The 7,374-nt window shown below is 58.5% G+C and carries 7 protein-coding genes and 1 other RNA gene; 6 read left to right on the forward strand and 2 right to left on the reverse strand.

The window, feature by feature from the left end; all coding sequences use genetic code 11:
• Nucleotides 1-118: 118 nt before the first annotated feature.
• The 4 genes from ribBA (at nt 119) to HGHM_RS05585 (ending at nt 3,660) form a co-directional block, all read left to right on the forward strand.
• Nucleotides 119-1,231 carry a bifunctional 3,4-dihydroxy-2-butanone-4-phosphate synthase/GTP cyclohydrolase II gene (gene ribBA / locus HGHM_RS05565; RefSeq protein ID WP_019140522.1) on the forward strand — a complete coding sequence of 371 codons (1,113 nt, stop codon included), beginning with the start codon at nt 119-121 and terminating at the stop codon, nt 1,229-1,231.
• A 120-nt stretch (nt 1,232-1,351) separates the two neighbouring features.
• On the forward strand, nt 1,352-1,837 hold the full coding sequence (ribH, locus tag HGHM_RS05575; RefSeq protein ID WP_019140524.1) for a 6,7-dimethyl-8-ribityllumazine synthase: 486 nt from the start codon (nt 1,352-1,354) through the stop codon (nt 1,835-1,837).
• Nucleotides 1,838-1,927: 90 nt separating this feature from the next.
• Nucleotides 1,928-2,398 carry a transcription antitermination factor NusB gene (nusB, locus tag HGHM_RS05580; protein ID WP_019140525.1) on the forward strand — a complete coding sequence of 157 codons (471 nt, stop codon included), beginning with the start codon at nt 1,928-1,930 and terminating at the stop codon, nt 2,396-2,398.
• 56 nt (nt 2,399-2,454) lie between these two features.
• Nucleotides 2,455-3,660 (forward strand): pyridoxal phosphate-dependent aminotransferase, encoded by a 1,206-nt coding sequence (locus HGHM_RS05585; protein ID WP_020693826.1) that lies wholly within the window; start codon nt 2,455-2,457, stop codon nt 3,658-3,660.
• A gap of 70 nt (nt 3,661-3,730) precedes the next feature.
• On the opposite strand, the gene HGHM_RS05590 is transcribed toward HGHM_RS05585, so the two are convergent.
• The gene (locus HGHM_RS05590) at nt 3,731-4,675 is read right to left on the reverse strand and encodes a transglycosylase SLT domain-containing protein (protein ID WP_019140527.1); all 945 of its coding nucleotides are present in this window, start codon (nt 4,673-4,675) and stop codon (nt 3,731-3,733) included.
• A gap of 467 nt (nt 4,676-5,142) precedes the next feature.
• On the opposite strand from HGHM_RS05590, the gene ubiD reads away from it, so the two are divergent.
• Nucleotides 5,143-6,627 carry a 4-hydroxy-3-polyprenylbenzoate decarboxylase gene (gene ubiD, locus HGHM_RS05595; RefSeq protein WP_026075726.1) on the forward strand — a complete coding sequence of 495 codons (1,485 nt, stop codon included), beginning with the start codon at nt 5,143-5,145 and terminating at the stop codon, nt 6,625-6,627.
• A gap of 54 nt (nt 6,628-6,681) precedes the next feature.
• Nucleotides 6,682-6,780, forward strand: an RNA gene (gene ffs / locus HGHM_RS22595) — signal recognition particle sRNA small type.
• A 64-nt stretch (nt 6,781-6,844) separates the two neighbouring features.
• On the opposite strand, the gene HGHM_RS20790 is transcribed toward ffs, so the two are convergent.
• Nucleotides 6,845-7,374, reverse strand: a 530-nt coding sequence (locus tag HGHM_RS20790) for an acyl-CoA dehydrogenase family protein (RefSeq protein WP_034348418.1), incomplete at its 5' end; no start/stop codon positions are given.

Raw genomic sequence — 7,374 nt, forward strand, 5'->3', positions numbered from 1 at the left:
CCGCGCCGCGCCGGCGGGAATGCATTTGTTCTTGCAGATCCCGATGGAGCAGGCGGAAAAGAGGAAGATGGGCGATTGCCAAATCCTTTAAAATAGCAGGCTCATCTGGATTGCAGACATGTCTATTTCAACAACTCAAGAAATCATTTCCGAACTGCGCGCAGGTCGCATGGTCATCCTGGTCGACGAGGAAGATCGTGAAAACGAAGGCGACCTGATCCTTGCGGCGGAATTCGTTACCCCCGAAGCGATCAATTTCATGGCCAAACATGCGCGTGGCCTGATCTGCCTCACCCTGACCGAGGAACGTTGCGAGCAGCTCAAGCTGCCCATGATGACCGCGCAGAACGGCGCACAGTTCGGCACGGCCTTCACGGTATCCATCGAGGCAGCCGAAGGCGTCACGACCGGAATTTCTGCCGCCGACCGTGCGCGGACTGTGCAGGCGGCCGTGGCCAAGAATGCCAAGCCGTCCGATATCGTCCAGCCGGGCCATATCTTTCCGCTGAAGGCGCGCAAGGGCGGTGTGCTGATGCGTGCCGGCCATACCGAGGCGGGTTGCGACCTTGCCGAACTGGCTGGCCTGATGCCGGCGGCGGTCATTTGCGAAGTCATGAAGGATGACGGCACCATGGCGCGCCTGCCCGACCTGATCGAATTCGCGAAGGAACATAAGCTGAAGATCGGCACGATTGCCGATCTGATCCATTACCGCAGCCAGCATGAAAGCATTGTCGAGCGCATTGCCGAGCGTACGATGCAGACCGCTTATGGCAGCTTCCACGCAATTGCCTATCGCGACAAGCCGAGCGGCGGCGCGCACCTGGCGCTGGTCCACGGCAATATCCAGCCGAGCCTGGAAACCCTGGTGCGCGTCCACCAGCCGGTATCCATCCTGGATTTGCTCGAAACCGGAGCCACTACGCATTCATGGAACATGGCATCGGCCATGGCGGCCATCCAGGCGTCAGAACGCGGGGCAATGGTATTGCTCAACTGCGAGGAATCCGCCGAGCAGATGTTTGCAAAGTTCGACGCCCTGATTACGCCGGACGCCAAGCCGCAAGCACGCAGTCCCAGCATGGACTTGCGCACCTATGGCATCGGAGCCCAGATCCTGAAGGATTTGGGCGTGGGCAAGATGAGGTTGCTCGCCAGCCCGAGGAAAATGCCCTCGATGACCGGTTTCAATCTCGAAGTGGTCGGGTATCAGGCGAAACCGGGGGACTGATTCCTGCCGAGGAACCGGACGGTGTCCGTGAATTCGAAAGCATCAGGCAGCACCCGGTTTGCCGGACCAAAGGCCGCAATGTCGGGAATGCCAATTACAAAGTCGCATAAAGGAACAATCATGACCGTAGGAACATACGAAACCGATCTGGATGGCACTGGCTTGCGCATTGGTATTGTGCAAGCCCGCTTCAATGAAGACGTGTGCCACGGTCTGCTGTCGTCCTGCCTGGCGGAACTCAAGCATCTCGGTGTCGCCGACGAGGATGTGTTGCATGTGACGGTTCCGGGTGCCCTGGAAATTCCGCTGGCCTTGCAGAAAATGGCGGAAACCCAGCAGTTCGATGCGCTGGTAGCGCTGGGCGCGGTGATTCGCGGCGAAACCTATCACTTTGAATTGGTATCCAATGAATCCGGAGCCGGCATCACCCGGGTTGCCCTCGACTACGGCATCCCGATTGCCAATGCGGTTCTGACCACCAATACCGACGAGCAGGCGGAAGTGCGGATGGCAGAGAAGGGTGCCGATGCGGCCCGCGTCGCCGTTGAAATGGCGAATCTCGTGCTGGCCCTCGATGAACTGGCCGAGGCGCCGGAAGACGAATAAGCGGCCGGTAATCCATCCTGCCCAGGAAGCTCCGGCAAGGAATTTTCATTTTTTACCTGCCCGGTAGAGGGCAGGTGCAGTTTGCAAGCCATGACTCAAAAATCCACTCACGCCAATCCTTCCAAGAACCGCACGCCGCGTCACCGGGCGCGCGAGTTCGCGCTGCAAGGCCTGTATCAATGGCTCTTGAATAACGAAGATGCCGGCGCCATTGATGCGCATATCCGTCAGGCGCATGGCTTCGACAAGGCCGATGCCGGTCATTTCGACGTACTCCTGCACGGCACGATCAGGGAGGCTCCTCTCCTGCGTGAAGGTCTTGCGCCGCTGATCGACCGGCCGATCGATCAGCTCTCGCCTGTGGAGCACGCGGCGCTCCTGATCGGCGCCTACGAACTGCGCAATCACATCGAGATTCCGTACAAGGTGGTGATCAATGAAGCGGTCGAACTCACCAAATCCTTTGGCGGGATTGACGGGCACAAGTACGTGAACGGGGTGCTCGACAAGTTTGCGGCGAATGTGCGGGAGCTTGAAGTCGGTAATGCGAAGCGCCGCTAGCCGAACTCTCCTCCTGCCGCTTCGCCTTGTTTTCCTGATAAGCCATGGAGCAATCCATGGTTTTGTTTTTTACTGCCATGAATCCTTCCATTCCTGACCTGCATCTCGCCTCCCGTCTTGCCAACATTGCGCCGTTCCATGTCATGGAGCTGGCGAAGATGGCTGCCAGGCTGGAGCAGCAGGGGCGCCACATCATCCACATGGGAATCGGCGAGCCCGATTTCACCGCCGCGCCTGCCGTCATCGAGACAGCGGCGCGCGCGATGGCAGACGGCAGGCTGCAATACACGTCGGCTACCGGTATCACGGCCTTGCGCGAGGCCATTGCCGAACATTACCGCCGAGTGTACGGACTGGAAATTGCGCCGCGCCGCATCATCGTTACCGCAGGCGCATCGGCGGCACTGGTGCTTGCCTGTGCCGCGCTGATCGAGAAGGGTACGGAAGTGCTGATGCCTGACCCATCCTATCCCTGCAACCGCCATTTCGTTGCGGCCTTCGACGGGCAGGCGAAAATGATCCCCAGCGGTCCGGCCCAGCGCTTCCAGCTCTCGGATGCGATGGTGCGCGAACACTGGACGGCTGCCACGCGTGGCGTCCTGCTGGCGTCGCCGTCGAATCCGACTGGCACATCGATCGAAAGGGACGAGCTGGCGAAGATCGTGGCAACTGTCAGGGAAAAGCATGGTTTCACCATCGTCGACGAGATTTACCAGGGATTGACTTACGATGCCCCGCCGTTTTCAGCGCTGGGCCTGGGCGACGATGTCATCGTGGTCAACAGCTTTTCCAAGTATTTCAACATGACCGGCTGGCGTCTCGGATGGCTGGTCGTGCCGGATGCGCTTGTTCCTCAGATCGAGAAGCTGGCCCAGAATCTTTTCATCTGCGCTTCCAGCGTGGCGCAGCACGCCGGCGTTGCCTGCTTCGCACCGGAGTCGATTGCGCTGTATGAAGAGCGGAAGGCGGAATTCAGGCGCCGCCGGGATTACATCGTTCCCGCGTTTCGGGATCTGGGCTTCAAGGTTCCGGTGACGCCGGACGGTGCGTTTTATGTCTATGCCGACTGCACCTCGCTGGCCGATGACGCTGATCGCCTGACGATAGACATGCTGAATGATGCGGGCGTGGTCCTGGTGCCCGGGCTGGATTTCGGGCCGCACACCGCGCGCCAGTACATTCGCGCTTCCTATGCCACTTCCATGGAAAACCTGCAGGAGGCGGTGGAACGGCTTCGCCGTTTTTTCGCGGCGCGTGCCTGAGACAAGAGAGTGGCGGCAAGATAAAAAAAGGAGCCGTGTCCCGGCTCCTTTTTTGTTGATGAGAGAGGTGTTACAGCGCGGCGAGTTTGCTGTTCCCGTTCGGCGTCTGGTCTCCATTGTCTGCAGAAACCGGTTCCGCCTTGCGTTCCTGCTGCTGCGGCTTCTGCGCTGCCGCACTGGCGGAGCTGGAAAAGATCGGCACTTTCTTGCCCATGGCGACTTCTTTCAGCTTGCTGTACTCGGCCAATACCTTGGCGCCGTAACCGGAGTCATGTTCCAGAGCCCCTGCGCCTACATAAAGTTTGAGGCCGGCTTCAACGGAGCCGCCGCGCTCCACGTATTCCTTGAGGATGAGGGCGCCAACCTTGATATTGGCAACAGGGTTCAGCGCTGCCTTGACTCCGCCCAGGTCTTCGAATTTGTCCCGGTGAACCTTGGACATCACCTGCATCAGGCCTTGGGCACCGACCGGGCTTTCCGCAAACGGATTGAACCGGGATTCGATCGCTATCACGGACAGGATCAGCAATGGATCGAGCTTGATTTCCTTGGCTGTGAGATATGCCGCCGAAACTAGCATGTTGGTTGCATCGGTGGCAACGCGGTAACGCTTGGACAGCCAGGAAGTAACCCATTGCTGCTGACGCGAGTTGCCGACGAAGCCGCTGCCGTGGTCGTGTGTACCCAAGGCGGCGACGGATGACGCGGGCTGGGCTTGAGCCTTGGCAGTATTGGCTGCGGAAACTGCCGGCTGTGCAGCGGCAAGCTGGGCATCGGCATCCGTTGCGCCCTCTGTCTTGTCGGCGCTTCCGAGCAGGGGAAGCACCTTGAACTGATTGGCCATTTCAGGCCGGACAAACAAGATGGCCAATGTACAGACTGCAATGACCCCGACAACCAGCAATACATGATGCATGGCTTTGATCATGCCATTCAAGGTATCGCGCACAAAAGTGGGCAATACGCCTGCCGGACGGACCTGGTCGGCCTTTGCTTCGAATTGACGATTTAACATGAATCCTCCTGAATCGTCGTGGTATGCGGGAAAACGTCCGGGAGAACCGGTCGAGCCCTGCATGTTCCGTGAATCAGAAAACATCATTTGCATCGCGCGCAGCGCTATTGCAAACGGCGGAGTTGCTCGCTCAGCTGATGGTCTTGTTCAATGCCATTCAGTGGCTGACAACTTTTTCTCGGGGAGGCAGGCAGACGCCTTTTGAAAACACTCCTTAAAATGTTTGGTGGGCCCCGAACCCAGATGCTGAAATTTTGGCGCCGCCCTTTGTTGACAAAAATTCAACGCCACATCAAGTTGATCGAATTCTATGGGTGGTTATATATCAAGTCAACACTAAGAAACGCATTTAATATAACTATTAAGAATTAAAAAGCCAATTTATTGCATTGAACATTCAATAAAATCAAGTACTTGCTTAAAATGATTGAAACAGATCATTAGACTAAGGAAACTGTAAAAAATTCATGAAATATTACGATCTGAGAGATTTTATTTCGCAGTTGCAACAAATTAACGAACTGAAACGAATTTCAGTCCCGGTTTCCCCCTACCTCGAGATGACCGAAATCTGCGACCGCACCTTGCGCGCCACAGGTCCGGCTCTTCTGTTCGAGCACCCCGTGAATCATTCCATGCCGGTCCTCGGCAACCTGTTCGGCACGCCGCGGCGCGTTGCGCTCGGCATGGGCGCGGAGGATGTCGGGGAATTGCGCAGGATCGGTCAGGTGCTTGCAACATTGAAGGAGCCCGAACCGCCGAAGGGATTGAAGGACGTGATGGGTCTGGGCGCGCTGGTGAAGTCGTTGTGGGACATGGCGCCGAAGGAACAGCGCGGCGCGCCATGCCAGGAGATCGTATGGGAAGGGAATGAGGTAGATCTTGGCCGCCTGCCGATCCAGCATTGCTGGCCGGGCGATGTCGCGCCGCTCATTACCTGGGGTTTGGTCATCACCAAGGGCCCGCACAAGAAGCGGCAGAACCTCGGCATCTACCGCCAGCAAGTGATAGGGCATAACAAGGTGATCATGCGCTGGCTGGCGCATCGCGGGGGGGCGCTGGATTTCCGCGACCATGCGATTGCGCATCGCGGGCAGCCGTATCCGATCGCAGTAGCGCTGGGTGCCGACCCGGCCACCATTCTCGGTGCGGTGACACCGGTGCCGGACACGCTGTCGGAGTATCAGTTCGCCGGTCTGCTGCGCGGGAGTCGGACGGAACTGGTAAAGGCGATCGGCAGCGAATTGCGCGTGCCGGCCTCGGCCGAGATCGTGCTGGAAGGGCACATCTATCCGGACGAAAGCCATCCCAGCGGTTACGAGCATGCGCTGGAAGGCCCATATGGCGACCACACCGGTTACTACAATGAGCAGGACTGGTTTCCGGTGTTTACGATCGATCGTATCACCATGCGACGCGATCCGATTTATCACTCGACCTATACAGGCAAGCCGCCGGATGAGCCGGCCGTCCTCGGAGTCGCGCTGAACGAGGTATTCATCCCGCTATTGCAAAAGCAGTTCCCGGAAATTACGGATTTCTACCTGCCGCCGGAAGGCTGCAGCTACCGCATGGCGGTGGTACAGATGAAGAAGGCCTATGCCGGCCATGCGAAACGGGTGATGTTCGGCGTCTGGAGTTTCCTGCGCCAGTTCATGTACACCAAGTTCATCATGGTGGTGGACGAGGATGTGAATGTTCGCGACTGGAAGGAAGTGATCTGGGCGATCACCACAAGGGTCGATCCGCTGCGCGATACCACTCTGGTCGACAACACGCCGATCGATTACCTCGATTTCGCCTCGCCAGTTAGCGGCCTTGGCAGCAAGATGGGCATTGACGCGACCAACAAGTGGCCGGGGGAAACAAGCCGGGAATGGGGGCGGACCATCGTCATGAGTGAGGAAGTGAAGGCGCGGGTCGACAGCATCTGGCAGGAACTCGGCCTTTGATCGAACTGAAATATAGGGCAGCGCGGGCGGGGCTTTGCTGGTAGAATTCAGTCAGGCGGGCCCCTGCGCATTGCGGCATGGCCAACCTGGTCAGGTCGGGAACGAAGCAGCCACAGCCATTTCCCGCAAGTGCCGTAGACAAGGCTCGCCCCCTATCTCTGAATTTCCCCTTTCTCTTCCTGCAGTTTTTCTTTCTGCTAGATCTGCCGCGACAAACTCATTCCGGCCAGGCGCGCTTCAGGATGTCATTTTGCAAGGCGGGAGCCGCCAAGGTGCCATAGACACGTCCGCATTCTGCATCGATCCGGCTGGCGATGAAGGCTTCGGCAACCGGGGACGGCGCGTGTTGCAGCATGAGGCTTGCCTGCGCAGTCAGGACAAGGCGCTGGGTGAAGCGGCGCGCCAGCGCTTCCCGCTGTTCCGGCGGCGTATTCATGTCCTTGCGTAGGGAGTCGACCAGGGTGTGCAATCCCACATGGGCGGATGCAGCCTGGGCGAATTCTTCCAGCAGGCGCAGGAATCCTTCCGGTTCGCGCTCGACCGCGCGCAGCACATCCAGGCACATCACGTTGCCTGAACCTTCCCAGATCGAATTGACCGGGGCTTCGCGGTAAAGGCGTGCCATAGGCCCGGTTTCCACATAGCCGTTGCCGCCCCAAACTTCCATGCATTCGCCCGTGAATTCCAGGGCACGCTTGCAGATCCAGAATTTCGCGGCGGGCGTGACGATCCGGCGCCAGGCGCGCT

This window comes from Noviherbaspirillum massiliense JC206, from assembly GCF_000312045.1.
In the GTDB taxonomy this organism is placed as follows: domain Bacteria; phylum Pseudomonadota; class Gammaproteobacteria; order Burkholderiales; family Burkholderiaceae_D; genus Noviherbaspirillum; species Noviherbaspirillum massiliense.